The 17419-nt window shown below is 71.0% G+C and carries 20 protein-coding genes; 5 read left to right on the forward strand and 15 right to left on the reverse strand.

Annotated elements, in window-relative coordinates; all coding sequences use genetic code 11:
- Positions 1–41 precede the first annotated feature (41 nt).
- Both IM787_RS18655 and IM787_RS18660 read left to right on the forward strand, forming a co-directional pair.
- On the forward strand, positions 42–893 hold the full coding sequence (locus IM787_RS18655) for a class I SAM-dependent methyltransferase (RefSeq protein ID WP_193678207.1): 852 nt from the start codon (positions 42–44) through the stop codon (positions 891–893).
- Positions 894–907: 14 nt separating this feature from the next.
- Positions 908–2566, forward strand: coding sequence for a DUF3455 domain-containing protein (locus IM787_RS18660; RefSeq protein ID WP_193678208.1), 1659 nt, complete (start codon positions 908–910; stop codon positions 2564–2566).
- 69 nt (positions 2567–2635) lie between these two features.
- Here IM787_RS18660 and IM787_RS18665 read toward each other — a convergent pair whose 3' ends face one another.
- The 8 genes from IM787_RS18665 to IM787_RS18700 form a co-directional block, all read right to left on the reverse strand.
- Positions 2636–2860 (reverse strand): hypothetical protein, encoded by a 225-nt coding sequence (locus tag IM787_RS18665; RefSeq protein ID WP_193678209.1) that lies wholly within the window; start codon positions 2858–2860, stop codon positions 2636–2638.
- A 382-nt stretch (positions 2861–3242) separates the two neighbouring features.
- Positions 3243–4379, reverse strand: coding sequence for a hypothetical protein (locus IM787_RS18670; protein WP_193678210.1), 1137 nt, complete (start codon positions 4377–4379; stop codon positions 3243–3245).
- A 117-nt stretch (positions 4380–4496) separates the two neighbouring features.
- A complete protein-coding gene (locus tag IM787_RS18675; RefSeq protein ID WP_193678211.1) occupies positions 4497–4790 on the reverse strand; it encodes a hypothetical protein in 294 nt (97 codons plus the stop codon).
- Between the two features lie 26 nt (positions 4791–4816).
- The gene (locus tag IM787_RS18680; RefSeq protein ID WP_193678212.1) at positions 4817–5281 is read right to left on the reverse strand and encodes a BON domain-containing protein; all 465 of its coding nucleotides are present in this window, start codon (positions 5279–5281) and stop codon (positions 4817–4819) included.
- A gap of 28 nt (positions 5282–5309) precedes the next feature.
- Positions 5310–5810: a hypothetical protein gene (locus tag IM787_RS18685; protein ID WP_193678213.1), complete on the reverse strand. Its 501-nt coding sequence runs from the start codon at positions 5808–5810 to the stop codon at positions 5310–5312.
- Positions 5811–5823: 13 nt separating this feature from the next.
- Positions 5824–6828, reverse strand: coding sequence for a non-homologous end joining protein Ku (gene ku, locus IM787_RS18690; protein WP_193678214.1), 1005 nt, complete (start codon positions 6826–6828; stop codon positions 5824–5826).
- 92 nt (positions 6829–6920) lie between these two features.
- Positions 6921–7265: a hypothetical protein gene (locus IM787_RS18695; RefSeq protein ID WP_193678215.1), complete on the reverse strand. Its 345-nt coding sequence runs from the start codon at positions 7263–7265 to the stop codon at positions 6921–6923.
- Between the two features lie 84 nt (positions 7266–7349).
- On the reverse strand, positions 7350–7583 hold the full coding sequence (locus tag IM787_RS18700) for a KGG domain-containing protein (protein WP_193678216.1): 234 nt from the start codon (positions 7581–7583) through the stop codon (positions 7350–7352).
- Positions 7584–7793: 210 nt separating this feature from the next.
- On the opposite strand from IM787_RS18700, the gene IM787_RS18705 reads away from it, so the two are divergent.
- Positions 7794–9245, forward strand: a complete 1452-nt coding sequence (locus IM787_RS18705) for a sensor histidine kinase (protein WP_193678217.1) — start codon at positions 7794–7796, stop codon at positions 9243–9245.
- Between the two features lie 10 nt (positions 9246–9255).
- Here the strand turns inward: IM787_RS18705 and IM787_RS18710 are convergent, their stop codons facing one another.
- From IM787_RS18710 to pcp, 7 genes are all read right to left on the reverse strand, one after another.
- Complete coding sequence (locus IM787_RS18710) at positions 9256–9849, reverse strand: response regulator transcription factor (RefSeq protein ID WP_193678401.1); 594 nt, start codon at positions 9847–9849, stop codon at positions 9256–9258.
- A 75-nt stretch (positions 9850–9924) separates the two neighbouring features.
- Positions 9925–11220: a tryptophan--tRNA ligase gene (locus IM787_RS18715; RefSeq protein WP_193678218.1), complete on the reverse strand. Its 1296-nt coding sequence runs from the start codon at positions 11218–11220 to the stop codon at positions 9925–9927.
- A gap of 4 nt (positions 11221–11224) precedes the next feature.
- Positions 11225–11893: a site-2 protease family protein gene (locus IM787_RS18720; protein ID WP_193678219.1), complete on the reverse strand. Its 669-nt coding sequence runs from the start codon at positions 11891–11893 to the stop codon at positions 11225–11227.
- 12 nt (positions 11894–11905) lie between these two features.
- Positions 11906–12541, reverse strand: coding sequence for an L-threonylcarbamoyladenylate synthase (locus IM787_RS18725; protein WP_193678220.1), 636 nt, complete (start codon positions 12539–12541; stop codon positions 11906–11908).
- Positions 12542–12544: 3 nt separating this feature from the next.
- Positions 12545–13453, reverse strand: coding sequence for a DMT family transporter (locus tag IM787_RS18730; RefSeq protein WP_354004449.1), 909 nt, complete (start codon positions 13451–13453; stop codon positions 12545–12547).
- Positions 13450–14247 carry a PHP domain-containing protein gene (locus IM787_RS18735; RefSeq protein WP_255528576.1) on the reverse strand — a complete coding sequence of 266 codons (798 nt, stop codon included), beginning with the start codon at positions 14245–14247 and terminating at the stop codon, positions 13450–13452. The genes IM787_RS18730 and IM787_RS18735 overlap by 4 nt, the downstream gene beginning before the upstream one ends.
- A gap of 112 nt (positions 14248–14359) precedes the next feature.
- The gene (gene pcp, locus IM787_RS18740; protein WP_193678223.1) at positions 14360–15028 is read right to left on the reverse strand and encodes a pyroglutamyl-peptidase I; all 669 of its coding nucleotides are present in this window, start codon (positions 15026–15028) and stop codon (positions 14360–14362) included.
- A gap of 25 nt (positions 15029–15053) precedes the next feature.
- On the opposite strand from pcp, the gene ypfJ reads away from it, so the two are divergent.
- Together ypfJ and IM787_RS18750 are read left to right on the forward strand one after the other, a co-directional pair.
- A complete protein-coding gene (ypfJ, locus tag IM787_RS18745) occupies positions 15054–15917 on the forward strand; it encodes a KPN_02809 family neutral zinc metallopeptidase (protein ID WP_193678224.1) in 864 nt (287 codons plus the stop codon).
- Between the two features lie 79 nt (positions 15918–15996).
- Positions 15997–17409 carry a DEAD/DEAH box helicase gene (locus IM787_RS18750; RefSeq protein WP_193678225.1) on the forward strand — a complete coding sequence of 471 codons (1413 nt, stop codon included), beginning with the start codon at positions 15997–15999 and terminating at the stop codon, positions 17407–17409.
- Positions 17410–17419: the final 10 nt, after the last annotated feature.

The raw sequence follows: 17419 nt of genomic DNA on the forward strand, positions 1-17419 counted from the left end.
CGGAAAGTGCGGGCCTCGACAACTTTCCCTGGAGCAATTCCATGAATGCATCGTCCGCCGCCGTCGCCGCCCCGGCTTCCGCCGCAGCCCCCGATTTCGCGGCCATCAAGACCCGCCAGAAGGCCACCTGGGCCTCCGGCGACTATGCCGTGGTCGGCACCACCTTGCAAATCGTCGGTGAAACCGTGTGCGAGGCGGCCGACCTGCGCGCCGGCCAGCGCGTGCTGGACGTCGCGGCCGGCAACGGCAACGCCACGCTCGCGGCCGCGCGCCGCTGGTGCGAAGTCACCTCGACCGACTACGTCTCCGCGCTGCTGGAGCGCGGCCGCGAGCGCGCCGCGGCCGAGCGCCTGCACGGCATCGAGTTCCGCGAGGCGGACGCGGAGGCGTTGCCCTTCGACGACGCGAGCTTCGACGCCGTGCTCTCCACGTTCGGTTGCATGTTCGCCCCGAACCCGGCGCGCGTCGCCAGCGAACTGCTGCGCGTCTGCCGGCCCGGCGGCCGGATCGCGATGGCCAACTGGACGCCCGAAGGCTTCATCGGCCAGGTCTTCCGGACGGTGGGCAAGCACGTGCCGCCGCCCGCCGGGGTGAGCTCGCCCGCGCTGTGGGGCACGCGCGACCGCATGGTGGAACTGTTCGGCGCTTCCGCCTCGGACATCACCACCGCGACGCGCCAATTCGTCTTCCGCTACCGCTCGCCGGAGCACATGCTGGAAGTCTTCCGCAGCTACTACGGACCGATCCTCAAGGCGTTCGCCGCCCTCGAGGGTGGCGCGCAGCATGCGCTGGGCGAGGAACTGGTGGCGCTCATGCACCGCTTCGACCGCGGCGAGGGCCGCGGCCTGGTGGTCCCCAGCGACTACCTCGAGATCGTCATCACCCGCCGCTGAACCAGGACACGACCATGAAACACGCAAGACAGATTGCGGCGGCCTGCATCGCCGCAGCCTTCGCCGCCGCGCCGCAGGTGCGCGCCGACGCCGTCACCGACTGGAACACCGTCGCCGGCAACCTGCTGGTGCAGGCCCGGATCGGCACGCCGCCCGCCACGCGCATCATGGCGATCGTGCAGACCGCCGTCCACGAGGCGGTCGATGCCGCGCAGGCGCAGCAGCGCGGCGACGCCGGGGCGCTCGCGGCCGAAGCGGCGGTCGCCGCCGCCAACCGTGCCACGCTCGCGCGGCTGCTGCCGCAGCAGGAAGCCGCGATCACCGCGGCCTACCGCGCCGCGGTCGCGAAGCTGGGCGAGGGCCCGGCGGCGCTGGCCGGCATCGCCGCCGGCGAAGGCGCTGCCGCGCGCGTGCTGGCTTGGCGCGCGCAGGACGGTGCCGATGGCGCCGACCGCTACCGACCGCACGCCGCGCCCGGCGCGTACGTGCCCACCGCCGGCGTGGCCGCTCCCCAGTGGCCGCAGCGCAAGCCGTGGCTGATGGCCGATGCCGCGCAGTTCCGCCCGGGGCCGCCGCCCGCGCTGGGCTCCGCCGAATGGGCGCGCGACTACAACGAGGTGAAGGCGTTCGGGGCGAAGGCGAGCACGCGCCGCAGCGCCGAACAGACCGAGGCCGCGCGCTTCTGGGAGTACTCGCTGCCGCCGATCTACCACGCGGTCGTGCGCTCGGTCGCGCTGGCCCCCGGCCGCACGCTGGCGCAGAACGCACGCCTGTTCGCGGCGGCCAGCCAGGCCATGGACGACGGACTGATCGCGGTGCTCGAGGCCAAGTACCACTACGGCTTCTGGCGGCCGGTCACGGCCATCCGCAACGGCGACCGCGACGACAACCCGGCCACCGAGATGGACGCGGGCTGGGCTCCGCTGATCGAGAACCCCACGCACCCGGAGTACCCGAGCGCGCACAGCATCCTCGCGGGTGCCCTCGGCACGCTGCTGAAGGCGGAAGTGGGGCAGGGCCGCATGCCGGAACTCGCCACCAGCAGTCCCACCGCCCAAGGCGCCACGCGGCGGTGGAACAGCGTCGAAGCGTTCATGCAGGAAGTGGCGGACGCCCGCGTGTGGGAAGGCATCCACTACCGCACTTCGACCGAGGTCGGCCTCGCGATGGGGCGCCGCATCGGTGCGCTGGCCGCCACCCGCGTGGCGCAGTCGCCCGCTGGCGCGGTGACGCAGGCGCTGGCCCCGCGCGGCGCGCAGCAGGCGCTGGAGCGCATCGCCGCGCGTGGCGTGCAGATCTATGCCTGCCAGGCCGATGCGGCCGCGCCGGGAGGCGCCCGCTGGGTGTTCGTGGCGCCGGAGGCGGAGCTGTTCGACGCGACCGGCGCGCCGGCGGGCAAGCACTACGGCGGACCGCACTGGGAGGCGGCGGACGGCAGCAGGATCGTCGGCGCGGTGGAAGCGCGCGCCGATGCGCCGCAGGTCGATGCCATCCCGTGGCTGCTGCTGTCCGCGCGCTCGGTCGGCAACGCGGGACGCTTCGCGAAGGTGACGAGCGTACAGCGCATCAACACGCGCGGCGGCCTGGCCCCGGGGCGGCCCTGCACCGCCGGCACGGTGGGCGACCAGGAGACGGTGCCGTACACCGCGGACTACGTGCTCTACGCCTCGTGAGAAGTCCCGCCGGGCCGGCGCCAGGCGCGAAACCCGCCGGCCGGCGGGTTTTCTTCGGGAGGGGCCGGTTCAGGACCGGTAGTGGGCGACCGTTTCCGGGAACATGTCGGGCACGGTGTCGTCCGTCCCGAGTTCGGTGTTGCGCCGCACGGTGACGTCCGACGGGTCGAGGAGCATCAGTGCCTCGCAGGCATGGCAGCGGTACAGCTTGCGCCCGAACGCCAGGTGCATCCAGGGGCTCCTCTTCACGCGTGCGTAGTACGCGGCGCGGCAATCACAGGCCGTCAACTTCATCGCGTCTCCTCTTCCTGCGCCGCATTATTGTCAAAGCCAGCGCGTGCATCAAGGAACCGGCGACGGGGTGGCCCATCCGCGCCACACCAAAAAAAAGCCCCGCTTGCGCGGGGCTACCCCAAATGAGGCCCTGCTTGCCCAGGGCCTTCCCCCAACGACATCCCACTTGCGGCCGTGCTCCCGATCGCCTGGAGAGCCACAACTCGTGAGAACTGTTGCAAGAAGTATCAGAGACGGAGAAGCATGTGCCAAGTCCGCCCGGAGGCGCCGATGCTGCCGCTCGTCCCCTCCAAGGGGGTCCAGGCGTGAGATCCTGCACACCGGCGTGGAGTCGCCCATGACGAAAGCGGCCCGCAGGCCGCTTTCCCGGAGCGCGCCGCGCTCAGCCGCGCTGCTGCAGCGTCAGCCGCTCTTCGGCCGTCTCGCTGCCGCTGGTGGCCGTGACGCGCACGTCGTAGCGCGTCCCGGGCAGCGGCAGGCCGCGCGGGCTCACGTTCGCCTCGAAGTGGCCGTTGCCGTCGGCCTGCACCGTGCGGTCGGCGACCGGCGTGCTGATGCCGAACATCCCCGGCGCGCGGACGACCGACTCCACCTGCAGGCGCACGGTGGCGAAGGGCACGGTGCGGCCGCGGATCACCAGGTTGCCGTTGGCGCCGACCACCATGTTGTCGCCTTGGCTGGTGACCTGCAGGGGCAGCGGGCCGCTGCCCGCGTACCGGTCGCGGTTCTCGCCGGCCCGGTCCCGGCCGCGTTCGTTCTCGCCGTAGCGGTCCCGCCCGCGCTCGGCCACCTCGAAGTTCCACGACTTGCGGGTCAGGTTGCCGACCTTGTCGCGCACGCTCACTTCGGCCACGTAGCGCCCCGGCTCGAGGTCCTCGCGGAACACGACGCGGTCGTCGGTCACGCGCGCGTCGGCGCTGACGTCGCGGCCGTTGATGCGCACGCGCACGGACGACGGGTCGACCCCGCTGCCCTCGTCGGACAGCCGGGCCGAGACACGGGCGTTGCCGCGCTCGCCGATGCGTTCGCCGTTGGCCGGTGTCAGGTCGGTGATGTCGGGCGACTGCTGGTCGCGCCGGGCGTTGCGCACCTCCTCGCGCGGTTCGCCGCGCGCACCCATCGACAGGGCCTGGAAAGCCGGCGGGAAGTTGAACTGGCGGCTGTAGACCCGCTCGCCGTAGGTCAGGCGGGCGGTCATCAGCTGCATCGGATCGATGCGGTCGCTGCGGCGGATGACGTACGAACCCGCGTACTGGCCCGGCGACTGCTGTTGCAGCGGCACGGTGATGCCGCTGTCGCCCAGGGCGATCGTCGCGCGGCGCGCGTGGGGCGTCGCCTGCACCTGCACCCGCAGCGTGGCGCCCGGCGAAAGTCCCGCGTCGGAATTGAGGGCCATGTTGGTGATGGCTGGCTGCGCCGCGGCACGCTGCTGGGCGGCGGCGGGTTCGGCCAGGAAGGTCAGGGCCGCGGGCGCGAGCAGCATCGCCGCGGCGACGGTGGAACGCAATTTGGCTTGCATGAGGAAGGTCCTCCGGAGTTCAGCTGCCGCCAAGTTAGGTCGGCTGCGCCGGCGCAGGTGTAGGCAGCGTCCCGGGGCGCGCGTGGGAGCGCACCCGCGTGGTGGGGCACCCGCGCTTCAGCGGCGGTCGTCTTCGCGGGCCAGGGGCCCCGGCCGCGTGCCGCCGCGGTCCACCGGCATCTCGCTGGGCGAGCCGGCCTGGAAGCTGGTGAGGCGGGTGTCCTCGCCGGCATCGCCGAAGAACGCATCGTCTTCCGCGCCCTTGGCCACCTGCACGCGGTACCAGGCGAAGGCCGCGGCGCCCAGGGCGACGAGCGCGACGCCGCCCCAGGACCGCAGGTAGGCGGACAGCGCCAGCAGCGCGGCCAGCACCACGGCGGCGACGGCGATCAGGCGGGTGGAGCGGGTCATGGCGGCGGGGGGAAGCCGCCCCGATGCTAACGGCTCGCGGCCTGCAGGGGAACCACGGAACGCCGGCTGGCGATCTCGTGCGGGAAGTCGTGCGCGCTCATGGTGCTCTCCAGCCGCTGCACGCCGGGCATCTGCCGCACCTGCTCGAGCAGGCCTTCGTGCTCCTTGGCGAGCACGCGGCCGCTCAGGTGGACCACGCCGTCTTCCACGTCGACGCGGATCGCGCGCGGATGGCTCACCATCCGCCCGAGGCGCGTTTGGATGCGGTCGCGCAGTTCGGCGTCGCTGCGCCCATCGGCCGGCATCGGCGGGTGGTAGGCCCGCCGGGCGTAGCGTCCGCGCCCGTGCGACCGCCGCTCGCCGCCCGGCAGCCCGCCGCGCACGAGCTCGGCCAGCAGCGCGCGGCGCTGGGCGCCGAGCTCCGGGTCCAGGTAGTACATCGCCACGGCGCCGGCCGCCGCGGCACCGAGCGCGCCCAGGGGCTTGTTCATGGCGTCCTCTGCTTCGGATGGAAGGGATTCAGGCATAGGTCGATTCGCGCCGGGGCGCCGTGGTCTGGATGCGGACGCTGGCGGCCTGCTCGAGACGGGCGAGCAGGGCCTCCAGGGCGAAGCGGTGCTGCCGCCACAGCGCCATGAAGCGCTTGTCGTGCTCCGACTCCAGCCAATGTTCGGGGTCGCGCAGCCACAGCTGCTGCTGCGTGCCGAGGAAGTGCAGCAGCCGGTTGTGCACGGCCAGCAGTTCGGCCATCTCGCCGGCCAGCTCGGGGAACGCGGCCAGGCGGATGGTGCAGGCTTCGTCGAGTGCGGCGGCCGCTTCGGCGCCTTCGCCCTGGTAGACGGCGGCGAGCCGTTGCGCGCTGACCCATCCGGAATAGCGCTGGAGGGCCGCCAGCAGGCGGCGGGCCTGGACGCGGCGCAGGTCGTGGCGGCGGTGGTGGCGCGCGAGCAGCCAGCTGATGCCCGCCACCCCGGCGAGGGCCAGCACCAGCCAGGCGGCCAGGTAGGTCGTCGGGTCCATCCGCCGTGCCTCCTCAGGCCGCGCGCCTGGCGCGCGAGGTCTTGGCGGGCGCCTTGGCGGCGGTGCTGCGCTTGCGGCCGGCGGAGGCGGCGGCCCGCTCCGGCGCGGCCTTGCGGCTGCGTGCCGGGGCGGCCTTCGCGGCCTTCGCCGCGGACTTCTTCGCCGGTGCCTTGGGCGCGGGCGCCTCGGCGTCCCTGGCGCCGCCGCGCAGGCTGCGGCGCAGCAGTTCGGTCAGGTCGATGACATCGGCGCCCTTGGCGTCCGGCGCTTCCTCCAGCGGCTCGACCACTTCGCCTTCGCCGGCCTTGGCCTTCGCCGCCACCAGCTTCATCACGGCGTCGTGGAACTCGTCGCGGAACTCCTGGGCGCTCCAGTGGCCGCTCATGTCCCCGATCAGCTGCTTGGCCATCTTCATTTCGGCGTCGCGGATGCCGGCGGCCTTGCCCTGCGGCGGCAGCGCCAGCCCGTCCCAGGAGCGGATCTCGCCGCCCCAGCGCAGCAGGTTCAGCACCAGCGCCGGCCCGCAGGGCAGCACCACGGCCAGGTGCTGCTTGCTGCGGATCACCACGCGGGCGAGCGCCGCCTTGCCGGTGTCGCGCAGCGCCTCGCGCAGCAGCGCGTAGACCTTTTCGCCCTTGTTGATCGGTGCGGTGTAGTAGGGCTTCTCGAGATAGACGAAAGGCACCTCGTCGACGTCGATGAAGGCCGCGATCTCGATGGTCTGCGTGGTGCGCGGATAGGCTTCCTCGATCTCCTCGGGAGAGACGACGACGTAGTGGCCCTTCTCGTATTCCACGCCCTTGACGACGTCCTCCTTGTCGATCTCCCGGCCGGTGCGCTTGTTGACGCGCTTGTAGCCCACCGGGTCCATGGTGCGCTTGTCCAGCCAGTCGAAGTCGACGTCGCTCTCCTCCGTCGCGGAGTAGAGCCCGATCGGGATGTGGACGAGGCCGAACGTGATGGCCCCCTTCCACAGCGACCGCGTGGAGGTCTTGGCCATGCCCTTGGTTTCTGCCATTGCGTGATGCGTCCGGATGTTTCACGGCAGTGTGCGAAGCCGCAGGTTCACGCCCTGTCGGACGTGCCCAGACGGTCCTGTAGGACGGCGCGTCAGGAGAAAAGGCGGGCGAGGAAGTTCGGCGCGGGCGCCGGTTCGGGCGCGTGCTGCTGCGCGTTGCGCTGCCAGCGCCCGGCGAGGCGGCCGAAGCTGGCGCGGCTCGGCGCGTCGAAGCATTCCTGGCGGGAGAGCGTGTCGAAATTGCGCGCGATGCGGCGCGCGAGCAGGTACCGGTGGGCGGGCGCCGCGGTCTGCATGAAGGCCGCCATCAGGGAAAGGGTCGCGGCCCAGAGGGCGCGGTTGGCCTGCGCAAGCAGCGCCGCCGGCGAGGCTTGCGCCAGCGCCGGCGGGTGTGCGGTGGGGGACGGCGCGGTGGCGGCTTCCGGGTGGGATGGCATGGCGCCATCTTAGGAAGGGGGCGGCGGGGAGGCTGTCAGCCCCCTGGCCCAGCCGCGGACCGCCGCGTCCTACGGCCTGTCAGTTCAGGCGCGGGGGGCTTCGCTCGAGGCGGCGGCGGCGCGGGCGTGGCGCTTCTTGCCGGCGGCGCGGGCTTCTTCGCTGGTGAATTCGTGGGCATGGCCGCTCTGGTGCGCCGCACGGCCGCCCAGGCTGGCGATTTCGCGCTGGCGCTGCGGGTCCATCGCGGCAAAACCGCGCAGGGACTTCTTGGGAGCGGGCTTCACATTGTCGGTGTCGTGGGCGGTTTGGGAATCCATGGGGTCCTCATCTAGGTTGGTCTGCGAACAACTGGGCACGCGCGCCGGCTGTCCTGGGGTGCGCTGCCGGCTGGTGGGCGTCAGGTCAACGCAACGGCAGAGTCTGTTCGTGTTCCCCGGTGGGGCTTGTAGGACGATGCCCATAGCTTTGTCGGTCACGTCCTTCCGCCTCGCGGGCTCCAGCGGAAGCGATGTTCTAGACTCGCCGCCATGAAACCGGAGACCGTGCCGCCGCCGCACCTCGCCGCGGAGGCCCAGTGGGTCGAAGGCGAACTGGTGCGCGGCCTCATGCGCACGCAGCGGCACACGACGTGGGTCGGGCTGGCGATGGCCGTCATCGTCGTGGGCGTCCTCTGGACGGACGTGCCCCCGGTCCGGACCCTCGCGTGGCTGGCCATCGCCGCCGTGGCGGCGGGGTGGCGCTGGTGGGTCCTCCAGCGCTACGACCGCGAAGTCGTGCACCGCGGCACCGGCGAACACCTGGACTTCTTCCGCCGGCACCGCTTCGTCTGGCCCTTCTCCGCCCTGGTGTGGGGGCTCACTGCCGTCCTGTTCTTCGACCGCACCTCGCTGGGCGACCAGTACGTGTGCTGGCTGGCGCTGGGCGGGCTGGCCATGCTGTCGGTCAACAGCCTGTCGGCCAGCCTCCCGGCCATGCGCGCCTACCTGGACACGTTCGCCGCCACCGCGCTGGCGGTCATGCTGTGGCGCATGGTCGCCGAACTGCACCTGATGGGGCCGCCCTACCACTGGTGGCAGGTGGCCCTGCTGCTGGTGTTCTGGCTGGCCCTGCGCCAGGGCGGCCGGCGGCTGCACGAGACGCACAGGCGCAACTTCGAGCTGCAGTCCCGCAACAGCCAGCTGATCGACTCGCTGACCCGGCAGACGCAGGCGGCGCTGGACGCGGTGGAGATCAAGAACCGCTTCCTCGCCAGCGCGGCGCACGACATCCGGCAGCCCGTGCACGCCCTGGGGCTCTATGCCGACTGGCTCGGGAGCGAGCCGGAGCTGGTGCACGAACTCGCGCCGAAGATCGTCGAATCGACCAAGGCGGTGAACCGGCTCTTCGATTCGCTGTTCGACCTGGCGCGCCTCGACTCGGGAAAGATCCGGCTGAACATCGCCACGGTGGACGTCGCGCAGCTGCTGCGCGAGCTGGAACTGCAGTACCGGCCGGTGTGCGAGGCGAAGGGCCTGGAGTTCCGGCTGCGCGTGCAGCCCGGCACCGCGGTGTCCGACCCGATCCTGCTGCAGCGCACGCTGGGCAACCTGGTCGCCAACGCGATCAAGTACACGCAGCGCGGCGGCATCCTCCTCGCGTCACGCCGCGGCGCCCGCGGTCCGCGCATCGAGATCTGGGACACCGGCGTGGGCATCGCGCCGGCGCACCAGCGCGAGATCTTCCGCGAGTTCTACAAGGTGCCGACGCACGGCGGCACGGAGGACGGCTTCGGGCTGGGCCTCTACATCGTGGGCCGGCTCACGCACATCCTGGGCCACCCGCTGACGCTGCACTCGCGCGTCGGGCGCGGCACGGTGTTCCGGCTGCTGCTGGAGCCGACGGATGCGCGCGCGGCGCAGGAGCGCGCCGTGGCGTCGGTCGCGCAGATGCTGCCGGGCCGCCCGCGGGCCCCGAGCCCGCTGCGCGGGCCGGCGACGTAACGGCGCCGCGCTAGCTCGCCAGCAGGCCGTGCGTGCGGGCGAAGTGGATGGTCTGCGTGCGGCTCTTCACGCCCAGCCGGCGGAACAGGCGCCACAGGTGCACCTTCACCGTGTGTTCGCTGATGCCCAGTTCGTCGGCGATCTCGCGGTTGGAGAGGCCGCGATCGAGCATCACGATCAGCTGCTTCTGGCGCTTGGACAGCTTGTTGTCGGTCGGCGCGAGTTCCTCGAACTGGCCGTCGGCGGAGAGCAGCGCGCGCAGCGCGTTGCCGATCTCCAGGCCGCCGGACGACTTCTCGATGTAGATGTCGGCGCCGGCCTCGATGCACTGCTCCTCCGCGTCCGCGGCGGGCGAGGCGGAGAGCACCGCCAGCGGGGTCTCGGGGAAGCGCTTCTTCAGCTCATGGATGCCGGAAGTGCCCGTGGTGTCGGGCAGCTTCAGGTCGAGCGTGATCAGGTCCGGCGCGCCGTGTTGCTTGACCGCCGCCTCGATGCCGCCGAGGCGCTCGAGTTCGACGACGTTGGCCCCGGGGCGCATGCGGCGCAGCAGCATCACCACGGCTTCCCGCATCAGCGGGTGGTCGTCGATGACGTACAGGGTCATGAGTTTGGACAAAGGCTTTTCCATCGGTTGCCCCGAGGATACAGGTTCGGCCATGCGCACCTCCGTACTAAGCCCTTAGTTCCCGGCGTCCGCCAGGGCCTTCAGGGCGGCTTCCACCTCGGCAGCGGCAACACCCGCGGCGAGGGTGGCGCTGCCGTCGGCCGGCATCGCCTGGCCCTGCTTCAGCGCCGCGATGGATTGGCCCGCTTCGCGCGGCGAGGCAAAACCCTGGCTCTGCAGCAGCAGCCGGCCCTGCGCATCCACGAACTTGAAATAGAAGAGGCCGTCCGCCTCGCGGTACTGCTTGAAGCTGGGCAGTTGCGCCTTGGCCTGCACTTTCTTCGCGGCGGTGGCGCCGGTCGCCAGGTTGCGCAGGCCCACGGCGTGCCGCAGCTCGCGAATGAAGGGCGTGGCACGTTCCCGGGCGCGGGCGGCGCCCAGCATCAGGACCGACTCGATCTCCTGCGGATGGGCCACCAGGTGCTCGTACTGCTCGCGCATCGGCGCGATCTCGCGGTCGATGCGCTCGAAGAGAACCTGCTTGGCGTCCGCCCAGGAGATCCCCTCGGCGTAGGCCCGCCTCAGCTGCTGCGTCTCCTCGGGCGCGGCGAAGGCCTGGTAGATCTGGAACAGCGCGGAGCCTTCGGTGTCCTTCGGCTCGCCGGGCGCGCGCGAATCGGTGACGATCGAGAAGATCTGCTTGCGGACCTGCTCGCGCGGCGCGAACAGGCCGATCACGTTGTCGTAGCTCTTGCTCATCTTGCGGCCGTCGAGGCCCGGCAGCAGCGCCACGTGCTCGTCGACCTGCGCTTCCGGCAGCACGAAGTGCTCGCCGTACAGGTGGTTGAAGCTGGCGCCCATGTCGCGCGCCATCTCGATGTGCTGGATCTGGTCGCGGCCCACCGGCACCTTGTGCGCCTTGAACAGCAGGATGTCCGCGCCCATCAGCACCGGGTACATGAAGAGGCCCGCGCTGACGTCGGCATCCACGTCCACGCCGGCCGCCGCGTTCTTGTCGACCTGCGCCTTGTAGGCGTGCGCGCGATTGAGCAGGCCCTTGCCGGTCACGCAGGTCAGCAGCCAGGTCAGCTCGGGGATCTCGGGGATGTCCGACTGGCGATAGAAGAACGCGTGCTGCGGGTCCAGCCCCGCCGCCAGCCAGCAGGCCGCGATCTCCATCGTGGAGCGCTGGATGCGCGCCGGCTCGTCGCACTTGATCAGCGCGTGGTAGTCGGCCAGGAAGTAGAAGTTCTCGCTGCCGGCACGCCGGCTCGCCTGGACGGTCGGGCGGATCGCGCCGACGTAGTTGCCCAGGTGCGGAGTGCCGGTGGTGGTGATGCCGGTGAGGTAGCGGACGACGGGAGCGCTCATGGGGTCATTGGAAGAGGAGGTTCAGCGGCGCCATCAGGTGCGCCAGCACCCAGTAGCCGGCCGACATCAGCGGCCGCAGCCAGTAGGTGCCGACCAGCCCGGCCAGCACGAGGGCCAGCACGATGAAGAAGCCCCAGGGCTCCACGCGCGAGAGCGCGTAGGCCTGGCGGGGCGGCAGCAGGCCCACCAGCACGCGGCCGCCGTCCAGCGGCGGCAGGGGAAACAGGTTGAAGGCCCACATGACCAGGTTCACCAGCACGCCGGCGCGCGCCATCTCGAGGAAGAAGCGCTCTCCGACCCCGCTGGCCGTGAGCACGACGAAGACGATGGCCCAGCCGATCGCCTGGATGAAGTTCGAGGCCGGCCCCGCCAGCGCCACCCAGATGCTGTGGCGGCGCGGGTTGCGCAGGTGCCCGAAGTTCACCGGCACCGGCTTGGCGTAGCCGAAGAGGAAGGCGCCCGAGGTGGCGAAGTACAGCATCAGCGGCATCAGGATGGTGCCGATGGGGTCGATGTGCTTTACCGGGTTGAGCGTCACGCGCCCGAGCATGTACGCGGTGTTGTCGCCGAAGTGCCGCGCCACGTAGCCGTGCGCCGCCTCGTGCACCGTGATCGCGAAGAGCACGGGCAGCGCGTAGATCAGGATGGTCTGGATGGTGTCGTTGAAATCCACCGGCCCATTGTCTCAGAGGCCCAGGAGCGAGGCGTCGCCGCGTCCCTGGCGCACCAGCACCGCATCGTCGCCGGTGCCCATGGGCGTGAGGTCCACCACCGTGGTGGGCTGGTCCGGGCAGGGCCCGGCGCCGATCACGGCGGCGAGCTGCTTCTCGAAACGCCTGCGGATCTGCTCGGGATCGTTCAGCGGCTCGCTGTCCTGCGGGTCGATCAGCGTGGTGGCCAGCAGCGGCGCGCCGTGCAGCTCCAGCAGCTGCTGCAGCACGGCGTGATCGGGCACCCGCAGGCCGATCGTCTTGCGCTGCGGATGGCTGACGCGGCGCGGCACCTCGCGCGTCGCGTCCAGGATGAAGGTGAAGGGGCCGGGCGTGACCGACTTCAGCAGCCGGTACTGCTTGTTGTCCACGCGCGCGTAGTTCGAGAGCTCGCTCAGGTCGCGGCACAGCAGCGTGAGGTGGTGCTTGTCGTCGACCCGGCGGATCTGGCGCAGGCGGTCGGCGGCCGCCTTGTCGTCGAGGTGGCAGGCGATCGCGTAGCTCGAGTCGGTGGGGACGGCGATCACGCCCCCCGAGGACAGGATGGCCACGGCCTGCTTCAGCAGGCGCGGCTGCGGATTGTCGGGATGGACTTCGAAGTATTGGGCCATGGGTCAGGCGGCGCCCGCCGCGCGCCGCTCGCGCACCGTGAGCCAGGCACCGGCGGCGCCGCAGACCGCGATCATGCCGATGCCGGCCAGCGACAGGGTGTCGGGCATGTGCGAGAACACCAGCCAGCCACCGAGCATGGCGAAGCCGATCTGGCTGTAGAGGTAGGGCGTGAGGGTCGCCGCCGGCGCGCGGTAATAGGCGAGGATCAGCATGAAGTGGCCGACGGTGGCCATCAGCCCCATGAAGCAGAGGCAGGCCCACAGCCACCCGTTTGGCAACGAGGTCCAGACGTAGGGCAGGGCCAGCGCCGACAGCAGCGTCCCCGTCCAGCCGGTGTAGAGGTGCATGGTCACCGGGTCCTCGGTGCGCGCCAGCTTGCTGGTGAGCACCTGGAAGCTGGCGTTGCTGGCGACCAGCGCCAGCGGCAGCAGGCTGCTCCAGCCGAAGGTCTCGGCGCCCGGCCGGATGATGACCAGCGTGCCGGCGAAGCCGCCGGCCACCAGCAGCCAGCGCAGGGGCGAGACGTGTTCCTTCAGGTGCGTGGCGGCCAGGACGGTCACCGCCAGCGGCGTGATCATCACGATGGCCGTGAACTCGCCGACCGGCATGTAGCGCAGGCTGGCGAAGGCCAGCAGGCTGCTGGTGAGCAGCAGCAGGCCGCGCAGCAGGTGCCAGGCGAGGCGCCGCGTGCGCCAGATGGTGCGGCCGCGCAGCGGGACGACGACCAGCGTCGTGGCCGCCGCCTGGAAGAAATAGCGGAACCACAGCGCCATCAGCAGCGGCACCGAGGCGCTCACGTACTTGGTGGTGGTGTCCAGGGCCGAGAAGCAGGCGCTGGCGCCCAGCACCAGCGCGATGCCGGCCAGGGCGTTGGGAGTGCGCAGCGCCCGGGCGCCGGGAAGCGCGCTCACTGGATGCGGTCGGCCAGCAGTTCCCACACCGGCGTCAGCTCGCCCGGAAGGTAGGGCAGGCGGCCGAGGTCGGTGTGGCTTTCGCCGGGGCTGTGGAAGTCGCTGCCGCGCGAGGCGGCGAGGCCGAATTCCTTCGCCGTCTCGGCGTACTTCACGTACTCGGCGGCCGTGTGGCTGCCGGTCACGACCTCGACGCCGCGCCCGCCGTGCGCCTTGAACTCGGTGAAGAGGGCGTATTCCTCGTTGGCCGTGAACTTGTAGCGGGCGGGGTGTGCGATGACCGCCAGGCCGCCGGCGTCGGTGATCCATTGCACCGCGTTCTTCAGCGAGGCCCAGCGGTGCGGCACGTAGCCCGGCTTGCCTTCGGTGAGGTAGCGCCGGAACACCTCGCTGGTGTCGCGGCAGGCGCCGGTCTCCACCAGGAAGCGGGCGAAGTGCGTGCGCGAGATCAGTTCCGGGTTGCCCACGTACTTGAGCGCGCCTTCGTAGGCGTTCCTGATGCCGACCTGCGCGAGGCCGGCCGCGATCTCGAGGGCGCGCGCGCCGCGGCCACCCCGGGTCTCGACCAGGCCGTGGCGCATGCCGGCGTCGTCCGGATCGAAGCCGAGGCCGACGATGTGCACGGTCTCGCCGGCGAAGGTGACGGAGATCTCGGTGCCGGTGAGGTAGCGCATGCCGTGTGCACGCGCGGCTTCGGCGGCGCGGCGCTGGCCGCCGATCTCGTCATGGTCGGTCAGCGCCCACAGCTCGACGCCGTTCTGCGCGGCGCGCGCCGCCAGGTCCTCGGGCGTCATCGTCCCGTCGGACACCACGGAGTGGCAGTGCAGGTCGGCGTTGAGGATGGACACCCTGCGATTCTAGGGCCGCGGGTCTTTCCCCCGCCCGCGCACGCCCTTGCCAAGCGCCTCAGTTCAGGGCGCCTGCTTCCTTGCGGATGTCGTGCTCCGTGCGCAGGGCGCAGGTGATCGCCAGTTCCAGCCCGCGGACGATTTCCTCCAGCCGCATCGAGGGCTGCCCCTGCTCCGGCAGCCAGGGCACGTGGATCAGGCCGCCACGGACGCCGTCCCATTGCCGCTGGTCCAGCAGGTGCATCAGTCCGTAAAAGACCTGGTTGCAGACGAACGTCCCGGCGGTCTGGGACACCTCGGCGTTGATGCCTTCGTCCAGCAGCGCCTTGAGCATGGCCTTGATCGGCAGCTTGGTGAAGTAGGCGGCCGGGCCGTCCTTCACCACGGGCGTATCGATGGGCTTGCGGCCGGCGTTGTCCGGGATGCGGGCGTCGTTCACGTTGATCGCCACGCGCTCCAGCGAGATGGCGGACCGCCCGGCGGCCTGGCCGGTGCAGACCACCAGCTCGGGCTGGTGCTCCACCATCAGCTCGGCCAGGCGGTCCAGCGAGGTGCCGAACACGGTCGGGATCTCCGCCCCGACCACGCGCCGCCCCTCGAGGGTTCGGCCGTTGAGGGCGTGCACCGCATGCCAGCTCGGGTTGGTCGGGCTGCCCCCGAAGGGATCGAAGCCGGTGACCAAAACCGTTGCTGGCTTACGTCCGGCTGGGCTGTCACGGTCTAGCATGGGCTCACTCTACAGGGAGAACGACATGCGTTGGGAAGGCAACCGGCAATCCACGAACGTCCAGGACGCCCGCAGCGGCGGGGGCGGCGGCTTCGGCATCGGCGGCGGCACGATCGGCATCGGCACCATCGTCGTCGCCCTGATCGGCGGCGCCGTGCTGGGCATCAATCCCCTCACGCTGCTCGGCATCCTGAGCGGCGGCGGCGGTCCTGCCCCCCAGGTGCAGAACGCACCGGCGCCTCCGGCCAACGACCGCATGGCGCAGTTCGTGTCCACCGTGCTGGCGGACACCGAGGACGTCTGGAAGCAGCAGTTCCAGCAGGGCGGGGCGAACTACGTCGAGCCCAAGCTGGTGCTGTTCCGCGGTTCGGTGCGCACCGCCTGCGGCGCCGGCCAGGCGGCCATGGGTCCGTTCTACTGCCCTGCCGACCAGAAGGTCTACATCGACCTGAGTTTCTACGAGACCCTGAAGAGCCGCATGGGCGCGCCCGGCGACTTCGCGCAGGCTTATGTGATCGCGCACGAGGTCGGCCACCACGTGCAGCACCAGTTGGGCATCACGGACCAGGTGGAGCGCGCGCGGGCCGGCCGCGCCGGCAACGCCAACGACCTGAGCGTGCGGCTGGAACTGCAGGCCGACTGCTTCGCGGGGCTCTGGGGCCACCACGCGCAGAACCAGCGCCAGATCCTGGAGCAGGGCGACATCGAGGAGGCCATGAACGCCGCCTCCAAGATCGGCGACGACGCGCTGCAGCAGGCTTCGGGCCGGGCCGTGGTGCCGGAGAGCTTCACGCACGGCTCGAGCGAGCAGCGCCAGCGCTGGTTCATGACCGGCCTGAAGACCGGCAGCGTGAAGGCCTGCGACACCTTCAGCGCGCGCAACCTGTAACCCGGGCGAAACGGCTGGGCCAGGGGGACTTCGGCGCCCCCTGGCTCGATTTTTGCGGCAATGCGACAATCCCGGGTTGATGTCCGATTCCGCATTCTCCAAACTCTCCCTGGCCGAACCGCTCGCCCGCGCCGTGGCGGAGATGGGCTACGAGTCCATGACGCCCATCCAGGAGCAGGCCATCCCCGTGGTCCTCGCCGGCCGCGACGTGATGGGCGCCGCCCAGACCGGCACCGGCAAGACCGCCGCCTTCTCCCTGCCGCTGCTGCAGCGCCTGCTGAAGCACGAGAACGCGTCCACGTCGCCGGCCCGCCACCCCGTGCGCGCGCTGGTGCTGCTGCCCACGCGGGAACTGGCCGACCAGGTGGCGCAGCAGGTCAAGCTCTATGCCAAGCACACCAACCTGCGCAGTGCGGTGGTGTTCGGCGGCATGGACATGAAGCCGCAGACCGCCGAACTGAAACGCGGCGTCGAGGTGCTGGTGGCGACCCCCGGCCGCCTGCTGGATCACATCGAAGCCAAGAACGCGGTGCTGAACCAGGTCGAGTACGTGGTGCTCGACGAAGCCGACCGCATGCTGGACATCGGCTTCCTGCCGGACCTGCAGCGCATCCTCTCGTACCTGCCCAAGCAGCGCACCACGCTGCTGTTCTCGGCCACCTTCTCGCCCGAGATCAAGCGCCTGGCCAGCAGCTACCTGCAGGACCCGGTGACCATCGAGGTGTCGCGGCCCAACACCACCGCCTCCACGGTCGAACAGCATTTCTACAGCGTGCCGGACGACGACAAGCGCCGCGCGGTGCGCCAGATCGTGCGCCAGCGCGGCATCACGCAGGCGTTCGTCTTCGTCAACAGCAAGCTGGGCTGCGCCCGCCTGGCCCGCTCGCTGGAGCGCGAAGGCCTCAAGACCACGGCGCTGCACGGTGACAAGAGCCAGGACGAGCGCCTGAAGGCGCTCGACGCCTTCAAGAAGGGCGAGGTCGACCTGCTGGTGGCCACCGACGTCGCGGCCCGCGGGCTGGACATCAAGGACGTGCCGGCGGTGTTCAACTTCGACGTGCCGTTCAACGCCGAGGACTACGTGCACCGCATCGGCCGCACGGGCCGCGCCGGCGCTTCCGGGCTGGCGGTGACGCTGGTGTCGCCGAGCGACACGCGCCTGATGGCCGACCTGGAGAAGCTCCTCAAGCGCAAGATCGAGATCGAGGCCATCGAGTGGGACGACGAGCGTCCGCGCGGCCGCATCAACGACGGCCGCCGGGCCTGGCGCGAGGAAGACGAGCGCCGCGACGAACGCCGCGAGCCGCGCCAGGACTTCCGGCGCGACGCCCGGCCACCGTCGGCGCCGAAGGACCCGTTCTTCGAGCAACCCTACGAGCCGCCGGCGCGCGAAGAAGCGCCGGCGTGGGAAGCCAACAAGCCGGCTTCCACGCGCGTGTCGGCCAACATCAAGCCCAAGCGCAAGGTCGCGGCGCTGTTCAAGAGCGAATAGACACCTCGTC

This window comes from Ramlibacter pallidus (assembly GCF_015070875.1).
GTDB classification, from domain to species: Bacteria; Pseudomonadota; Gammaproteobacteria; order Burkholderiales; family Burkholderiaceae_C; genus Ramlibacter; species Ramlibacter pallidus.